This window comes from Lacinutrix cladophorae (assembly GCF_053604645.1).
In genome coordinates, this window is sequence record NZ_JBSHNR010000110.1 from 92,150 (window position 1) to 107,029 (window position 14,880).

A 14,880-nucleotide genomic window follows, 5' to 3' on the forward strand; every position below is an offset into this window, starting at 1 on the left:
AATTTAGTCTAAATAACCAATCATGAGTCTAGTAACAGCAAAAGAAGTAGCAAAAGCCATACATGTTGATAAATATGGTTTTGTTGGTACCTTTTTTGGTTGGCTATTAATGAAAGTTCTAAAAATATCTACTTTAAACCGAATTTATAATAGGAACAAACATCTAGAAGGGTTGCCTTTTTTAGAAGCTATTTTAGATGAATTTCAAATTAAATTTGAAATTCCGGAAGAAGATTTAAAGCGTTTGCCAAAAGACGGAGCCTATATAACTGTATCTAATCATCCACTTGGTGGAATTGATGGAATCTTACTTTTAAAGCTGATGCTAGAGCAAAGAGAAGACTTTAAAATTATAGCAAATTTCTTGCTTCATCGTATTGAGCCAATGAAACCATATATCATGCCTGTTAACCCTTTTGAAGACAGAAAAGATGTAAAGTCTAGCATTGCAGGATTTAAAAATGCAATTACGCATTTACGAGATGGTCATCCACTTGGTGTATTTCCAGCTGGAGAAGTTTCTACCTATAAAGATGGAAAGTTAATGGTCGATAAGCCATGGGAAGAAACTGCCATTAAGCTTATTAAAAAAGCAGAAGTACCTGTTGTACCTATTTATTTTCACGCTAAAAATTCGAAGTTGTTTTACAAGCTTTCTAAAATTAGTGATACGTTTAGAACAGCCAAATTACCATCAGAGCTTTTAACGCAAAAACGTAGAATTATTAAAGTTAGAATAGGAAAACCAATTAGTGTAAACGACCAAAAAGAACACGAAACAATTGAAGGTTTTTCTGAGTTTTTAAGAAAGAAAACGTACATGTTATCGCATGCATTTGAAGATAAACCAAAGATGCTAGATAATCTTTCTAACACTTTAAAAACACCTCCAAAACCACCAAAACGTATAGCAACTCCAGGAAATGCAGAGTCTATGCTAGAAGAAGTTGAAGCATTACGAAATGAAGATTTAAGACTTTTACAAAGTAAGAATTATGAAGTGTTTTTAACTCCAGCTAGTAAAATACCTAATATTCTTCATGAGATAGGGCGTCTACGTGAAATTACATTTAGAGAGGTTGGTGAAGGAACTAATGAAGCGATTGATTTAGATAGCTTTGATAATTATTATCACCATATGTTTCTTTGGGATAACGATGCCAATACTTTAGCTGGAGCCTATCGAATGGGTTTAGGTTCTCAAATATTTGAAAAATATGGGATTGATGGTTTTTACCTTCAAGATTTATTTAGGTTTGAACCGGAGTTATACAAAATGATGAGCCAGTCTATTGAAATGGGAAGAGCCTTCATTATTAAAAGCTACCAACTAAAACCTATGCCTTTATTTTTACTTTGGAAAGGCATTGTACATACTACACTACGCTACCCAGAACATAAATATCTAATTGGAGGTGTTAGTATTAGTAATCAGTTTTCAAATTTCTCCAAATCTTTAATGATTGAGTTTATGAAATCTAATTATTATGATCCTTATGTAGCGCAATATGTGCATCCAAAAAAAGAATTTAAAGTCGTTTTAAAAGATGCTGATAAAGACTTTGTTTTTGATGAAGCGGAAGCAGATTTAAACAAGTTTGATAAAATTATTGATGAAGTAGAACCTGGAGCATTACGACTTCCTGTATTGCTAAAAAAGTACATTAAACAAAATGCTAAATTGGTTGCTTTTAATGTTGATCCTTTATTTAATAATGCAGTAGATGGTTTGATGTATATAAAAATTGCTGACTTACCAGAAAGCACTGTTCGTCCTGTTATGGAAGAGTTTCAAGCTGAATTAGAACGTAAATTTGCTAATGGAGAGAATACAGAAAGCGAATAGTTTATCCTCGTATTTATATATTAAAAAACCAATTTATTTAACGCTACTATTTACTTGAGTCTTTACAAAAAAGTCGTTAATAAGTCTTCTACATGCATTTAGTTTTTCGGTATTAATAGAATAACTTAAACTTTTCCCACTTGCAGATTGATCTAGCAAACCAATTTTTTTTATTTCGCTTAAATGTTGTGATATGGTTGGTTGTGCTAAACCAATTTCTTTTACAATATCATTGCAAATACAACCAGATTGGCTACTGCTAATATATTTTATTATCGCAACTCTAGCAGGATGACTAAAGACTTTAGCGACTTTAGCTAAGTAATTATTATCTGCATCATGAATGTTTGATTTAGTAGATCCCATAAGTGTAATTTATAATTCTATTACAAATATAATAGTAATATTGCAATATTACGATATTGAGTCTCATAAAAAAAGCCAAAATATTAATTTTGGCTTTTTTTATATTTTAAAGCGATTTAAACCAATCTTGAAACATCGCTCCAACAACAGGAGTTGGTTTCTTTTCTCCACTTAATGCGCCTATTAAACTCATAATCCATAATACTAATAATACGATACCAAAAATGCCACCTACAAAAACAGAAACAAAATTTAGCACATAACTAGCAAGTGATAATATTAATAAGCCTAACATTTGTCTAATATAAAATGAACCATATTCCGATTTTTTCTCACCACTATTCATGATTAAGGCTATAATCCATCCAATCCACCAAAAATGTGCAATAATAGCTACGTTTTTACCATCGCTTAATACTTCTTTCGCATCATTTGCAAAGTCTTTCGCTGCTTCTTTTGCGTCATCGGCAAAATCTTCAGCTTTATCTGCTGCTTTTTTTGCACCTTCTTTAGCACTTCCTATCATATCATCAAGGTCGTCGCTTAAATTTTTGTCATCTGACATAATTTCTTGTTTTTAATTAGTTGACTTCTAATTTAATAAAAAAAAGCTAGATTTTCGTCTAGCTTTTTTTTAATCTGATTTAGTTTTTTATTTAGAACCAAAAAGTCTTTGAAAAAAGCTCTTTGTTTTTACTTTCGTTTCTTCCAGTGTTTCTTTTGCAACTTCGGTTAAATCTTCTAGTTTTTCGTTAGCTTCGTTTGCAAACTCTGTGGTTTTATCTGTTACACTATCAAAAGCTTCTTTAGCGTCTTCTGCTAGTTCATTTGCTTTTGCTTTAGCAGCATCTATAGTTTCTTTAGCATCTCCTTCTATAAATTCGTTTGCTTTATCTTTTGCTTTAGAAAAAACTTCTTTAGCGTCTTCTGCTAGTTCACTTGCTTTTACTTTAGCAGCATCTATAGTTTCTTTAGCATCTCCTTCTATAAATTCGTTTGCCTTGTCTTTTGCTTTAGAAAAAACTTCTTTTGCATCCTCGGCTAAGTCTTCTAATTTATTGCTCGCTTCATTTGCAAACGCACTTGCTTTTTCTTTTGCAGCATCTAATGTTTCACTTGCGTTCGTTTTATCTGCAGTTACATCTACAGAATTATTTATTGTTTGTTGCGTATTTTCAGTAGTATCTTTAAGAGTATCTTCTATGTTTTTATTTTCTTCAGACATTGTATTATTTATTAAGTTCATTTTATAGGAAAGGTTGGTCTATAGGTTCCCAAAGTTCAATTTTATTCCCATCGTTATCTAAAATCCAACCAAATTTTCCGTATTCGTATTCCTCCATTTCACCAACAATCGTTACGCCTTCTTCTTTTAATGTAGCTAATAATTCTACTAAGTTTTCTACACGATAGTTAAACATAAAATCTTTTTTAGAAGGCTCGTAATATTTTGTGTCTTCGGCAAACGGACTCCATTGTGTAGTGCAATCTTTTCCGTCTATATCCTTCCACTTAAAAGTACAACCATAATCGTCTGTATTAAAACCAAGATGTTTTTTATACCAATCTTTTGCTGCTTTTGGATCTTTTGTTTTAAAGAATAGACCTCCAATTCCAGTAACTCTTTTTTTCATCAAAATAATTCTTTTGTTCCCTTGAAAAAGGGTGTCTAGTTAAACTTTATTTAATTTACTTCTTTTTAATATTCGTTTCGTAAATATTAATCCACTCCTTAACTGTAAGTTTTGTGCATAGTTCTGCAATTAAATCGAAAGGTATTTCTTCTATCTTTTTAAAGCGAATGCAGCTTTTCCCCATGTCTAATTTGCGTTTACTATGTTTTGGGTATGTAGAAACAAACCAATCGTGAATTTCTTTTTTTGCATAAATACCACTGTGATATAAATTTATGGAATTTTTTTGAGAGGCAAAACTCATAAAAGGCAGTGGTGTTTCTGGATTACAATGGTAGCCATCTGGATATATAGAGTGCGGTACTACATAACCAATCATGCCATACGCAATTCCTTCTTGAAAGCCTTTTGGTAAATTGTCTTTAATGGTTTTACGCAATTTTTTTAAAACCGCTTTTCTTTCTTCAGGTACTTGATTTATGTATTCTTCTGGCGTATCTGCTTTATATTGCATTTTTTTTAGATGTATTAATTACAATTTTCCCTCCTAACCAAGCCATTGGTAGGTATGCTAAAACAATATCGGTAATAGTAAACCACGTAGGTCCTGGTAGCATATAATTTACGGTAATGCCGCCCAATAAAAATAAAAAACCAACAGCTAAAGCAAATTTCATTTTATGATTAAAAGCGATATATCCAGCAATTATTGCACCTACAAAAGTGCCTAAAGCGTGTGCTAGAAAAGGAAAAATAAAAAATTGCGGTTCTAAAGTTGGTATTACTTTTGCTAGTGCATCCATATTATTTGGCTCTACTCCAGGTATAGGTAGTAGCTTGTTACCTAATTGAATAAGTGACATGTTAACTATACTACCAGCAAACCAGCCAAATACTACAGCTAAAATATTTCTAATAATTGGATGCATTGTTGTTTGTTTTATAGATTTAAAAATAGTGATTTTTTTTCTAATATAGAAGCTTCATTAAAGCTTATAAAAATGCTTGATTTTATCTACAATTGTTTGCGCTAATTTTTCTTTACTTTCTATGGTCCAACCAGCTACATGAGGCGAAAGTAGTACATTTTCGGCTTGTATTAAATGTTGGAATGCTTCTGGCATCATGACTGCACTCGATGAGATCTCTTTTTTAAAGAGATTTTCGAACGAAGCTTTTTCATATTCTAAAACATCTAATCCAGCTCCTAATATTTTGCCAGATTTTAAAGCAGAAACTAAATCTTTAGTAACTACACTTTTACCTCGAGCTGTATTTATTAACCAAAAAGGTTTTGTAAATTGACTGATAAAATTAGAATTAATCATATTAATGGTTAGTGGCGTTTCTGGTGTATGTAAACTTAAAACATCTGCTTGTTTTTGTAGTTCTTGTAATGTTACTTGTTTTGCGTTTTTATCGCCAAGATTTTCTTTTACATCGTAACACAAAACAGTTACATCAAAACCACGGAGTTTTTTAGCGAATGCTTTTCCCATGTTGCCATAACCAATTAAACCTATGGTTTTTCCGTCTAGTTCGATTCCTCGATTTTCTTCGCGTAGCCATTTGCCAGATCGTACTTCTTGGTCTGCTTTGTTTAGTTTGTTAAATAGGCTTAGTAACATGGCTAGACTATGTTCGCCAACGGCATTTCGGTTTCCTTCTGGTGCAGAAATTAAATGTATATTTTTGCTTTTTGCATACTCGCAATCTATGTTTTCTAAGCCAGCACCTACACGACCTATAAATTTTAGATTTGTTGCTGCATCTAAAAAGGTTTTATCGATACTAAAACGACTTCTAATAATAAAGCCATCGTAGTTTGCAATTTTATTTTGAATGTCTGCTTTTGAAGCGGTGTAATCTTCATGATTGGTAAAGCCTAAGTTGTTTAATTGATTTATTAAAAGCGAATGGTTGGAATCTATGTGAAGGATTTTCATGAGCCGTTTTTTTTTGAGAAAAAGATAAATTCTAGTTAGTTGCAAAAATGCGTTTTGCAGGACAAAGATAGTCTTTTGTTTGCGTTAGGGATTGTAGTGAAAATCCTTTTGCTTTTTTTGCAAAAGATTGTAGTGAAAAGCGCGACCCTTGTGGTAACGCCCAAGGAGTAAATATAATTACTGGATTGGTAATTAAATATTAAGAATAAGTTTGGCTATCCAGAAGTAAATTAAGATACCAAAAATATCGTTACTCGTGGTAATAAATGGTCCTGTTGCAATGGCTGGATCGATACCTCTTTTGTCTAAAAATAATGGAATGAATGTACCAATAAGTCCTGCAATAATAATAACTGCTACAAGTGAAACGGAAATAGCGAGTGCTATTTTATAGTCTTGATTATAGATCCAAACGAAGAGAAATAGAAAGAGTGCTAAAATGATTCCGTTAAGTGCTGCCAGAAACATTTCTTTAATTAAACGTTTGTTAACGCTTCCTTTTACATCGTCGTTTGCAAGTCCTTGTACTATAATTGCACTAGATTGAACTCCTACGTTTCCTGCCATTGCTGCGATTAATGGTGTGAAAAAGAATAGTTCTTTGTATTTCGCGAATACTCCTTGAAAGCCTTCCATGATTAAAAATGCACCAACACCGCCAACCAGGCCAAGAAATAGCCATGGTAATCGTGCTCTTGTAAGTTGTATAATGCTATCGTCTGCTTCTACATCTTGTGTAATACCTGCTGCTAATTGGTAATCTTTTTCGGCCTCTTCTTTTATTACATCTACAATATCGTCTATGGTAATTCGGCCAAGTAATGTTTTGTTTGCATCTACTACAGGAATTGCTTCGAGGTCGTATTTTTGCATGATTTTTGCGACTTCTTCTACATCTTCATGCACATCTACATAATCTACTTTTGGTATGTAAACGTCTGAGATATGTGCTTTCGTAGAAGCTATTAAGAGGTCTTTTAAAGAAAGTCGACCAATTAGTTTTCCGTCGTTATCTACTACGTAAATAGAGTGCACACGTGTAACATCTTCAGCTTGCGCGCGCATTTCTTTCACACATTTATTTATGGTCCAGTTTTCGTTTACTTTTACTAACTCTTTAGCCATTAGTCCACCTGCAGAGTCTTCGTCGTAGGTTAAAAGTTCTTGAATATCTGCTGCGTGTTCTACGTCTAAAATTTCTGCAATAACGTGTTCTTTACGTGCTTCTGGAAGTTCGGAAATAATATCTGCGGCATCATCTGTATCCAGTTCTTCTAATTCTTCGGCAATTTCTTTTACAGAAAGTGTAGCTAATATTTTTTCTCGATTGTCGTCGTCGAGTTCTAAAAGAATTTCGGAGGTTTTATCGCTATCTAAAAGTTTAAAAATATAGGTGGCTTGTTCTAGATTAATTTCGTCTAGAATTTCGGCAATATCTGCATGGTGGAATTCATTTAATAGATTAGAAAGATCGTCATCACTTCTAGCATCTACTAATTGTGCCACTTGCTCAATAAGTTCTTGACTTATTTTAAACTGAATATTTTCGTTGTTTTCTTCCACTTATAAACTCTTCGATTACGCATCGCGTGCCATTTTAATTGATGTCGTTTTCAATTTTTAAGGTAAGTGCTATAAATGCTTCTACGCTTAATTGTTCTGGACGTTTGCCAAATATAACATCTTCTCTTAAATTATCGGATAAATTAAAAGTTTTTAAACTGTTACGAAGTGTTTTTCTGCGTTGCTGAAAAGCTGCTTTTACTACTTTAAATAGCATTTTTTCATTGCATGGCAACGAGTAATCTTGTTTTCTGGTAAGTCGAAGTACTCCAGATTCTACTCTTGGTGGTGGATTGAAAACTTCTGGAGGAACTGTAAATAAATATTCGGCATCATAGAAAGCTTGTGTTAATACCGAAAGAATGCCGTATACTTTAGATCCTTCTTTAGAGCAAATACGCTGTGCTACTTCTTTTTGAAACATACCAGAAAATTCTGGTATTTGGTCTCGCATTTCTATTGTTTTAAAAACGATTTGTGTAGAAATGTTATAAGGGAAGTTACCAATTATAGCAAAAGATTCTCCTTTAAAAACTTCGTTTAAATCGTACTTTAAAAAATCTTTTTCTATAACTCTAGATGCAAGATTTAAATAGTTATTTTTTAAATATTCTACAGATTCTGTGTCTATTTCTATAACGTGTGTTGTAACTTCTTTTTTAAGTAAATACTTTGTTAAAACACCCATTCCTGGACCAATCTCTAAAACGGTTTTATAGTTTTTTAGGCTTAGTGTATCTGCAATTTTTTGCGCAATGGTTTCATCGTTTAAAAAATGCTGACCTAAATGTTTTTTTGCTTTTACTTGATGATTGTTTGACACGTAATTCGTTTTTTAGGATTAAAGACTCTTCGACTGTGCAGAGCGTTAAAAAATAGTCTATTTAAAAGTTACTGCATATTCGTCTACAATTTGAAGTTCGGTTCTAAAGGCTAGCATTTTGTTTGCGAATTTTTTTAGTCCTTCAGTTCTTAATCGATCTGCATCTTCTTTATAATAGGCATCTAATGCATCTCTAGAATAGCTTGTGTATTGAATAGAATAGGTGTGTCCTTCAATTTTATCTTCTACAAGCACTTTTGTTAGTGTTGCTTTTTCAAATTTACCAGTTCCTAATACTTGTGGAATATGTTCTTTAATCCAGATTAGCCATTCGTCATGAATTTCTTCTTCAAAATTTACGGTTACGTTATAGATGTACTTTTGTTGGCTCATTTATTTGTTTAAAGTTTTTGCAAATAACAGAAGTTCTTCATCATCTTCAAAGGGTTTTACCTTTTTTTGATAAGATAGTCCTAATTTTTCTAATAATTTAATAGAAGGTGTATTTGTTGGTAAGGTTATGGCTACTATTTTTTTTAATTTAAACGTTTCTTTGGCTAGTTTTAAAACTGCTAGAGAAGCTTCATAGCCAAAGCCTTTTTTTTCGTAATCTGGAAGCATTGCAAAACCAATATCTACATGGTCGAGCGTTTCACGTTTAATTAGTCCGCAAGTGCCAATTGGTGTATTGCTTTCATTTAGTCTAAGTACATAGAAACCAAAACCATTGGTATTATAGCTTTTTAAATGGCCTTCTTTAATACGGTTTTCTGCGTCTTGAATGGTTTTTGTATTTCTATCTCCAATATATTTTAACCAATGTGGTGTATTTACTAATTCTAAAAAAAAAGCAGCATCCTCTAGTGTGAATTTAGATAGGGTTAATCTTTGTGTTTTTGCTACCATCATTTTTATATTTGGTTAGAGATTGAATGGAATGATTTCTCGATTTTTCTCGAAATGGCCCATGTTTAAGTGATTAGTTAATAGCATCACCACGAAGCATTCTAAAGTTTTTTCTGGCATCAATAAAATAGATACTATCTTGATGATTAAATATAATTTGTTCGTATAGTTCTTTTGCTTTTTCAGGTTGTGCTAATTGGTCACTGTATAATTTTGCTAGATAAAAAAGCGCATCGTCTGCAAGAATTTCTTCTTTATAATTTTTTATGATTAACAGATAGTTGTCTGCTGCATTTTGATATTGTTTTTTGTTTTCAAAAAGTTGTGCTTGTTTAAATAAGGCTTGATCTATTATGGTTTCTGTTTTATGAGCTTCCAGAATTTTGCCTAATAGATTAATAGCCTCGTCTGTTTTATTTTGAAAGGCAAATAAATCTGCTTTGGCATATAATTTTAAAGCGGTTTGGGTTGAGTCTTCGTATTTATTATCGGAAATAAGTAGTTTTAAATCTAAAGCATCATTTGCTATAAGTTGCGAAGTAGAAGATTTTAAAATTTTTAATTGCGATTCTGCCCATTTAAAATCACCTTTATAGTAACTTGTTTTTGCTACTTTATATCGTGCTTCTTGTGAAATAGTACTGTTTTTTAGACTTCGCTGAATCTGTGTGTAATAAATTAAAGCTTCATTAAATTTTTCTTGAAATACTAAAATATCTGCTAGTTCTAGTTTTACTTTTGCTTCTTGATAGGAGGATAAGCGAAGTTTTAAGCTTTCTTTTAAAAATGTGGATGCTTGTTCTGTATTATTTAAATTAAAGGCAAGGAAGTGTCCATATGCTACTTGTAAATCTATTGTGCCTGGAAATTTACCATAGGTTTCTAATAGATTTATATATTTCTTGTTTAAATCTGCATAGTCTTTTGGTGTTGCGTTTTTTGTTTTAATTTGTAGAATGTTGTTTTCTGCTTCCAATGTAATTTCTGGATCTTGTGCAGTTTTTACAATGTATTCGAAAATTTCAATAGCAATATCGTGTTGGTTTTCATTTGCAGCAATGGATGCTACATTTTCTATTCTACTTAGACTTTCTGGGTTTCTTTTAAATATTGCTTTTTCTTGTGTAAAAGCCTTATAATATTCTTTTTGTTGAATGAATAGCCAACTTAATAAATTATTAAATAGTAAGTCTGGAGTTTCTTGAATCTTTTTTAAAAGTATTTTTTTTAGGAGGATATTATTCTGGTTGTTTTTATCTTCACTAATAAATTCATTAAATGCTCTTTTTATGGTGTTTACATAATTTTCGTTGGTTTGAATAAAATTTATATAGCTGCTAAACATTTTTTCTACATCTCCTTGCTCTCCATAAATTCTAGCTAATTGTATATTAAAATTATATTCCGGTTTTAGCTTCATTGCTTTTTCATAAGTAATGATTGCTTGATCTAGTAGAGAGTGTTCTTCAAAAGCGCGAGCAATAGAGTAGGCTGCATTTACATCAAGATCTATAGTTTCAATAGCTTTATTGTAGTTAATGTTTGTGTTAACTAGATCCTTTTTTAATTGGTAATTATAACCAAGTTCTACATATAATGCTGGGTATTTTAAAATGGATGCTTGAAGTAACTCTTGTGCTTGATCTAATTGTTCAAGTTGTTGGTGTGTTTTTACTAATTGTATTAGATGAAGGTAATTGTTAGGACTTTTGTTGTAAAGTTTATTGTATAGTACTTGTGCTTTTTCAAATTCTCCATTTTTATAATATTCTTTAGCTAAAATTTCTTCTTGAGCGAAAGTAAGAATACTAAAAAGAAAACATATTATATATAAAAGCTTCATAAGGTTATTGCGTGTACTTTGGGTAAATATAAGAAATGTAACTAGTAGATATTGTAAATATTATGATAAAAAAATGCCTGAAATTTTATTTCAGGCATTTACCAATCTTAATAAATGTGCTATTAATCTATGTCAATTTAACAAGATTCAAATATTGGATTGGGGCATTTTTATATTTATAGTCTTTGTTTAAGTGTTGTAAAATTGAGATTTTTTTTTAAAACGGCCTTGTAATTCATCGTAAATTCGTTAAACAGCACAAAATTTTAGCATTTCATCGGTAAAAAATAAGAAAACACTTCTTATTTATAGGAAAAAAACTACAAAGCTAATTAATAATATTAAATCCTGTGTAAGGTACTAATGCCTCAGGAATTACAATACCATCCTCTGTTTGGTAGTTTTCAAGAATCCCGGCTAATACTCTTGGTAATGCTAATGAGCTTCCGTTAAGGGTGTGAGCTAGTTCGTTTTTACCTTCGCTATTTTTAAAACGTAGTTTTAATCGGTTGGCTTGATAGTTTTCAAAGTTAGAAACACTGGATATTTCTAACCATCTGTCCTGTGCAGTAGAAAACACTTCAAAATCGTAAGTCATTGCAGAAGGGAAACCTGTATCTCCTCCACAAAGTCTCAATATTCTGTAGGGTAGATTAAGTTCTCGTAAAATATTTTGAACGTGTTCTATCATACCATTAAAAGCATTGTAAGAATTGTCTGGGTGTTCTACACGAATAATTTCTACTTTATCAAATTGGTGTAATCTGTTAAGTCCTCTAACGTGTGCACCATAGCTACCTGCTTCTCTACGAAAGCAGGGCGTGTAGCCAGTAATGCCAATAGGTAATTCGTTTTCATTTAAAATAACATCTCTAAAAATGTTCGTTCCAGGAACTTCTGCAGTTGGTATTAAGTATAAATCGTCACGAGAATCGTGGTACATTTGTCCTTCTTTATCTGGTAATTGTCCAGTTCCATAGCAAGATGCTTCGTTTACCAAATGTGGTAATTGGTATTCTGTATATCCTGCTTCTGTGTTTTTATCTAAAAAATAAGCAATTAAAGCACGTTGTAATCTAGCTCCTTTTCCTTTATAAACCGGAAATCCAGCTCCAGTAATTTTGTTGCCTAGCTCAAAATCTATGATATCGTATTTTTTTGCAAGTTCCCAATGTGGCATTGCTCCTTCGTGTAAAGTTGGAATGGTTCCTTCTTTAAAAATTTCTTCGTTGTCTTCGTCAGAATTTCCTTTAGGAACAGATTCATGTGGTACGTTAGGAATTTTATATAACAAATCTGTTAAAGCTTCTGTTTTGGCGTTTAGTTTTTCGCTTAATTCTTTAGAAGTCTCTTTTAAATCTGAAGTTTTCGCTTTTAAAACATTTGCTTTTTCTGCTTGCCCAGACTTATATAGCATACCTATTTCTTTAGAGATCGCATTGGATTCTGCAAGCGTATTGTCTAATTCGGTTTGAATTTGTTTACGTGCTTCATCAAAAGTGATTACTTCTTCAATTATTTGTGAAGCATCAAAATTTCTTTTTGCTAAACGTGTAATTACTAAGTCTTTGTTTTCTCTAATAAATGGTACTTGTAACATGTTTTATTTTTTATGTTCTGAAATGTATTCCTTTAGGAAAGCGCAAAAATAAGAAATAGTTTAGATTGCACGTTATGTTTGTTTGGTATTAATCTAGTTTAGAAGGCAAAATCCATTCGCTATGCTTAAAAGTGTTCCATGGAACCGCAGCGATATCTACTTCCGAATTAATGAGTTTCTCATAAGGCCTTCCGTTAACACTAACATTACAAGTTATAAAAACACTAATGTCTTTGCCTTTTTTGGTATATTCTTTTTTTAGTTTTTGTGCAAATTGCCACATTACATCTGGGTGGGTGCTAATTAGACGTTTTTGCTTTCTACTTAAATAATCATCTAATTTTACAAATACGGTTTTGTTTTCTTCTTTATCTCTTACTTTAAAACTTATGTGTGCTTTTTTAGAGCGAAGCATCATACGCCAAGACATTTTGTGTCCTTCTTCGGTCCAGAGTACATTGTCTTTTATAAAATGTTGGCGTAGTGGCAGTGCTAATTGAAATATAAAATAAATGCTAAATACGGCAATTAATGATTTTTTAAATTTTGGTTCTATAATTTCGGCATCCTCATAAAATTCTTTTTTCTTAAAAAAGATATTTTTAATGGTTTTAGGATTGAAAAAGAATAAACTAAAACCTAATGCTAAATATGGAAAAATACCAACTTGAAATACAATGGAATTAAATAGGTGAAAAAATATGGAGCCAAGAAAGGCAATTCTTCGTGTTGGTTTATATAATAAAAAAGGGACAACCAAGCCATCATACAAAATACCTCCATAAGCAAGGAAATAATGCAGCCATTTTTGTTGTAAAAAATCACCAATAATGTGGTAATGTTTTTTTCCTGACATAAAGATTTCCATAACCGAAGCATCTAGCCAATCTGGATATATTTTAGCAATAGAACCGTATGTATACACAATAAACATTTGTAAAATGAACACCCAACTACACCATTGTGGCATGGAGTTACTTTGTATTTCAGGGTTTTGTTTTGCATCTATTGAGTAGTATTTATTTGCCGGAAGAAATGCCATTATTGCACTTAATAAAATCAATAAATAATAATGATTGTTATAGGATGCTTTTTGCATTAAATAAGTAGTTGTCCACATTAAAGTAAACATAATTACACTAAACCTATATTTATAACCAATCATGATTAAAAAACCAAAAAGTCCCATGATTAAATAATAGAAGTACATGCCATTTCCTGGTAACGGCTGTAGCCATTCGAAACCTATGAATGTAAATGTAAATTTAGGTTCAATAAAGGCTCTGTTTACCCAACCGGTAAAAATTGCACCAACAGATTCTAAAAAGCATAATAATCCAAAAATAATTCGGAAGACTATTAATGGGCTATTGTCTATATGTTTAAATAAAAAGCTATTCAATATGTTTTTGGTTTAGAAATTTTTGAGCAACTATTTTATCTTTTTTGATTTGATTTTTTAATGCTTCTAGAGATTCGAATTTTTGTTCATTTCTAATTCTGTTTAAAATTTCTATGGTAAGATTTTCGTTGTAAATATCTTCATTAAAATGAAAGAAGTGTACTTCAATAGTTAGTTTCGTGTTGTTACTAATTGTTGGGTTAGTTCCAATATTCATCATACCATAAAGATCTTGGTTTTTATATTTAGAATGTACCACATAAACCCCTTGTTTTGGTATTAGTTTATAGTCTTCCGAAAGCGAAATGTTAGCAGTAGGAAAGCTAATGGTTTTTCCTAATCCTTTACCTTTGGTGACTTTTCCGTTTAGCATAAAATGATATCCTAAAAATGCGTTTGCAGTTTTAATATCCCCCTCATTAAGTGCTTTTCTTATTTTTGTAGAACTTACTGCTACATCATTTATATCTTGGGCAGAAATTTCTTCGACTTCAAAATTATAAGCTTCACCAAATTTTTTTAAATCCTCAATATTGGCCGATCTATTTCTTCCAAAATGATGATCATAACCAATAATTATTTTTTTAATATTAAGTTGTTTTACTAAAATATCTTTTACAAAGTTTTCTGCTGTTATGCGAGAAAATTCTTTAGTAAAGGTTTTTATGCATAAATAATCAATACCTAATTGGTTCAAAATTTTGGATCTTTCCTCAATGGTATTAATAAGTTTAATATTAGCATCTTTTTGTAAAACCATTCTAGGATGTGGAAAGAAAGTTAATACAACGGATTTTAAATTTTCTTTTTTTGCAGTTTTTGAAAGACGTTCAATTATTTTTTGATGACCAATATGTACACCGTCAAAAGTACCAATAGTAGCAATGGTCTTATGTGATTCTAAATCTTGAAATGATTGAATTATTTTCAACTGTATTTATGTTTTATACA

16 protein-coding genes are annotated in these 14,880 nt (G+C 31.4%); 1 reads left to right on the top strand and 15 read right to left on the bottom strand.

All coding sequences use genetic code 11. From position 1 onward, the window contains the following. The first annotated feature begins 22 nt into the window (after positions 1–22). On the top strand, positions 23–1,846 hold the full coding sequence (locus ACVC3Y_RS07785; RefSeq protein ID WP_452226572.1) for a GNAT family N-acyltransferase: 1,824 nt from the start codon (positions 23–25) through the stop codon (positions 1,844–1,846). Positions 1,847–1,879: 33 nt separating this feature from the next. On the opposite strand, the gene ACVC3Y_RS07790 is transcribed toward ACVC3Y_RS07785, so the two are convergent. The 15 genes from ACVC3Y_RS07790 to ACVC3Y_RS07860 form a co-directional block, all read right to left on the bottom strand. After that, positions 1,880–2,212, bottom strand: coding sequence for an ArsR/SmtB family transcription factor (locus ACVC3Y_RS07790; protein WP_303423030.1), 333 nt, complete (start codon positions 2,210–2,212; stop codon positions 1,880–1,882). Between the two features lie 106 nt (positions 2,213–2,318). After that, positions 2,319–2,777, bottom strand: coding sequence for a YtxH domain-containing protein (locus ACVC3Y_RS07795; RefSeq protein ID WP_303423027.1), 459 nt, complete (start codon positions 2,775–2,777; stop codon positions 2,319–2,321). An 87-nt stretch (positions 2,778–2,864) separates the two neighbouring features. Further along, positions 2,865–3,458 (bottom strand): hypothetical protein, encoded by a 594-nt coding sequence (locus ACVC3Y_RS07800; protein ID WP_452226573.1) that lies wholly within the window; start codon positions 3,456–3,458, stop codon positions 2,865–2,867. A gap of 1 nt (position 3,459) precedes the next feature. Beyond that, on the bottom strand, positions 3,460–3,846 hold the full coding sequence (locus ACVC3Y_RS07805) for a VOC family protein (protein WP_303423021.1): 387 nt from the start codon (positions 3,844–3,846) through the stop codon (positions 3,460–3,462). A gap of 55 nt (positions 3,847–3,901) precedes the next feature. Then, the gene (locus tag ACVC3Y_RS07810) at positions 3,902–4,360 is read right to left on the bottom strand and encodes a DUF1801 domain-containing protein (protein WP_452226574.1); all 459 of its coding nucleotides are present in this window, start codon (positions 4,358–4,360) and stop codon (positions 3,902–3,904) included. After that, entirely contained in the window at positions 4,350–4,775 is a 426-nt protein-coding gene (locus ACVC3Y_RS07815) for a hypothetical protein (protein ID WP_452226575.1), read from the bottom strand. The genes ACVC3Y_RS07810 and ACVC3Y_RS07815 overlap by 11 nt, the downstream gene beginning before the upstream one ends. A 57-nt stretch (positions 4,776–4,832) precedes the next feature. Then, a complete protein-coding gene (locus ACVC3Y_RS07820) occupies positions 4,833–5,792 on the bottom strand; it encodes a 2-hydroxyacid dehydrogenase (RefSeq protein ID WP_452226576.1) in 960 nt (319 codons plus the stop codon). Between the two features lie 192 nt (positions 5,793–5,984). Next, the gene (gene mgtE / locus ACVC3Y_RS07825) at positions 5,985–7,355 is read right to left on the bottom strand and encodes a magnesium transporter (RefSeq protein ID WP_452226577.1); all 1,371 of its coding nucleotides are present in this window, start codon (positions 7,353–7,355) and stop codon (positions 5,985–5,987) included. A gap of 34 nt (positions 7,356–7,389) precedes the next feature. Beyond that, positions 7,390–8,178, bottom strand: a complete 789-nt coding sequence (gene rsmA / locus ACVC3Y_RS07830) for a 16S rRNA (adenine(1518)-N(6)/adenine(1519)-N(6))-dimethyltransferase RsmA (protein ID WP_452226578.1) — start codon at positions 8,176–8,178, stop codon at positions 7,390–7,392. Between the two features lie 57 nt (positions 8,179–8,235). Next, positions 8,236–8,571 carry a DUF4286 family protein gene (locus ACVC3Y_RS07835; protein WP_303423002.1) on the bottom strand — a complete coding sequence of 112 codons (336 nt, stop codon included), beginning with the start codon at positions 8,569–8,571 and terminating at the stop codon, positions 8,236–8,238. Further along, on the bottom strand, positions 8,572–9,087 hold the full coding sequence (locus tag ACVC3Y_RS07840) for a GNAT family N-acetyltransferase (RefSeq protein ID WP_303422999.1): 516 nt from the start codon (positions 9,085–9,087) through the stop codon (positions 8,572–8,574). 70 nt (positions 9,088–9,157) lie between these two features. Beyond that, positions 9,158–10,927: a tetratricopeptide repeat protein gene (locus ACVC3Y_RS07845; RefSeq protein WP_303422997.1), complete on the bottom strand. Its 1,770-nt coding sequence runs from the start codon at positions 10,925–10,927 to the stop codon at positions 9,158–9,160. Positions 10,928–11,255: 328 nt separating this feature from the next. After that, positions 11,256–12,527, bottom strand: a complete 1,272-nt coding sequence (gene serS, locus ACVC3Y_RS07850) for a serine--tRNA ligase (protein ID WP_303422994.1) — start codon at positions 12,525–12,527, stop codon at positions 11,256–11,258. Between the two features lie 88 nt (positions 12,528–12,615). Beyond that, positions 12,616–13,932 carry an HTTM domain-containing protein gene (locus ACVC3Y_RS07855; RefSeq protein WP_452226803.1) on the bottom strand — a complete coding sequence of 439 codons (1,317 nt, stop codon included), beginning with the start codon at positions 13,930–13,932 and terminating at the stop codon, positions 12,616–12,618. Continuing rightward, the gene (locus ACVC3Y_RS07860; protein WP_303422991.1) at positions 13,922–14,860 is read right to left on the bottom strand and encodes a bifunctional riboflavin kinase/FAD synthetase; all 939 of its coding nucleotides are present in this window, start codon (positions 14,858–14,860) and stop codon (positions 13,922–13,924) included. The genes ACVC3Y_RS07855 and ACVC3Y_RS07860 overlap by 11 nt, the downstream gene beginning before the upstream one ends. Positions 14,861–14,880: the final 20 nt, after the last annotated feature.

Coding starts and splice junctions, on each gene's coding strand:
- ACVC3Y_RS07785 (WP_452226572.1), top strand. CDS start 23: ATGAGTCTAGTAACAGCAAAAGAAGTAGCAAAAGCCATACATGTTGAT.
- ACVC3Y_RS07790 (WP_303423030.1), bottom strand. CDS start 2,212: ATGGGATCTACTAAATCAAACATTCATGATGCAGATAATAATTACTTA.
- ACVC3Y_RS07795 (WP_303423027.1), bottom strand. CDS start 2,777: ATGTCAGATGACAAAAATTTAAGCGACGACCTTGATGATATGATAGGA.
- ACVC3Y_RS07800 (WP_452226573.1), bottom strand. CDS start 3,458: ATGAACTTAATAAATAATACAATGTCTGAAGAAAATAAAAACATAGAA.
- ACVC3Y_RS07805 (WP_303423021.1), bottom strand. CDS start 3,846: ATGAAAAAAAGAGTTACTGGAATTGGAGGTCTATTCTTTAAAACAAAA.
- ACVC3Y_RS07810 (WP_452226574.1), bottom strand. CDS start 4,360: ATGCAATATAAAGCAGATACGCCAGAAGAATACATAAATCAAGTACCT.
- ACVC3Y_RS07815 (WP_452226575.1), bottom strand. CDS start 4,775: ATGCATCCAATTATTAGAAATATTTTAGCTGTAGTATTTGGCTGGTTT.
- ACVC3Y_RS07820 (WP_452226576.1), bottom strand. CDS start 5,792: ATGAAAATCCTTCACATAGATTCCAACCATTCGCTTTTAATAAATCAA.
- ACVC3Y_RS07835 (WP_303423002.1), bottom strand. CDS start 8,571: ATGAGCCAACAAAAGTACATCTATAACGTAACCGTAAATTTTGAAGAA.
- ACVC3Y_RS07840 (WP_303422999.1), bottom strand. CDS start 9,087: ATGATGGTAGCAAAAACACAAAGATTAACCCTATCTAAATTCACACTA.
- ACVC3Y_RS07845 (WP_303422997.1), bottom strand. CDS start 10,927: ATGAAGCTTTTATATATAATATGTTTTCTTTTTAGTATTCTTACTTTC.
- serS (WP_303422994.1), bottom strand. CDS start 12,527: ATGTTACAAGTACCATTTATTAGAGAAAACAAAGACTTAGTAATTACA.